The sequence below is a fragment of the Stenotrophomonas sp. YIM B06876 genome, from assembly GCF_030711595.1.
Taxonomy (GTDB): domain Bacteria; phylum Pseudomonadota; class Gammaproteobacteria; order Xanthomonadales; family Xanthomonadaceae; genus Stenotrophomonas.
This window is the reverse complement of record NZ_JAUJUJ010000358.1, coordinates 298-827: the sequence shown is the minus strand read 5'-3', so window position 1 is coordinate 827 and position 530 is coordinate 298. Positions and strand designations below refer to the sequence as shown.

At 63.8% G+C, this 530-nt stretch carries 1 pseudogene; it reads right to left on the bottom strand.

The window, feature by feature from the left end:
• A pseudogene (locus tag QZH66_RS17275) lies at positions 1-530 on the bottom strand (lysine decarboxylase); the annotation flags it as partial.

The following is a 530-nucleotide window of genomic DNA, read 5'->3' as shown; positions in this document are numbered from 1 at the left end:
GGTCAGCAGCGTGTTCCAGCGGCCCTTGGTGATGCCGATGGTGAACATGATGAAGAAGCTGTAGAGGCCCGTCTTCTCGACCACCACGCCGTGCTCGGCCAGGTATTTGGTGACGATGGAGGCCGGAATGCCGGTCTTGTCGAACTTGCCATCCAGGCTCAGGCCCGGCGTGACGATGGTCGACTTGATCGGGTCGAGCATGTTGAAGCCGTCGGCCAGCTGGCCAAAGCCGTGCCACTTGTTGCCGCTCTTCTTGCCCTTCTTGTCGGCCCGGATGATCCAGTCCTCGGCGCGGCCAATGCCTTCGTCCACGAGGTTGTCGGGGCCCCAGACCTTGAACCACCAGTCGTCCTTGCCAAACTCGGCCTCGATCTCGCGCATGGCGCGGCGGAAGTCGAGCGCCTCCAGAATGCTCTCTTCCACCAGCGCCGTGCCGCCGGGCGGCTCCATCATGGCGGCGGCCACGTCGCAGCTGGCGATGATGCTGTACTGCGGGCTGGTCGAGGTGTGCATCAGGTACGCCTCGTTGA